We start from the raw sequence: 897 nt of genomic DNA on the forward strand, positions 1-897 counted from the left end.
TGAAGATGCTGCTCATCAGTCCATTGGCTTCCTCGGCGTCTACCAGGAAGGCGCTATAGATGTGGTGCAGCGCGAAGGCGATGAGCAGCCACATGATCAGGTGATGCAGCAGGCGCAGGCGCTGCGGTTCGACAAACTGAAAGACCCAGCTGGTCATGTTCCACCAGAAGCCATCCTGATGCGACATGCCGTACAGCGCAAAACCGGTGAAGACCTGCAAGAAGTACAGGAAGACGATGATGCCGTAGGTGAAGCCGGCCAGCGCATTGTGGCCAAGCACGGTGGGTGGCTCACGGCGCTGGAAGGTGTAATACTGGAACGCCTGCACCAGGCCGCGCCGGCCCTCCGCGGTTAGGAACGGGAAGAGTGCGCGCCAGCTGGCGTATTTGTTGCCGCCGAAGAAGGCCCAGTAGGTACGCAGCGCCAGGCTGCCGACGAAAACGTAGGCCGTGGCGAAGTGCAGAAAGCGCATCGTCCCCATGAAGTAAGGCCCGTACCACTCGCGGTTGCTGACCGCAATGTACGGATTGCCGATGTAATAGCCGGTGAACGACAAGATAACGATACAGGCGACATTGAGCCAGTGCGTCAGCCTCACCGGAATCTCCCAGACGTACACGCGCCCGGCCACTTCCTTCGTGAAGCCGGCGGTCGAGGATGTTTCAGTGGCTGCGGCCATAACGAATCTCCTTTGCCCGGACTCATCAACGGATTGAACGAATTTCACGGATTGAGAGTCCGTGTCCGTTCAATCCGCGCCATCCGTTGACCTACTGCTGCACCTTCACCGACACAATCTCTTTGCCCGTTGCATCAAACAGAACGAATTTCACGGATTGAGAGTCCGTGTCCGTTCAATCCGCGCCATCCGTTGACCTACTGCTGCACCTTCACCGA

1 protein-coding gene is annotated in these 897 nt (G+C 58.1%); it reads right to left on the reverse strand.

All coding sequences use genetic code 11. The annotated features are described in order from the left end of the window. A partial coding sequence (gene cybH / locus NZU74_20235) for a Ni/Fe-hydrogenase, b-type cytochrome subunit (GenBank protein MCS6883658.1) occupies positions 1-679 on the reverse strand: 679 nt, incomplete at its 3' end. Positions 680-897: the final 218 nt, after the last annotated feature.

The organism is Chloroflexaceae bacterium, assembly GCA_025057155.1.
GTDB lineage: Bacteria > Chloroflexota > Chloroflexia > Chloroflexales > Chloroflexaceae > JACAEO01.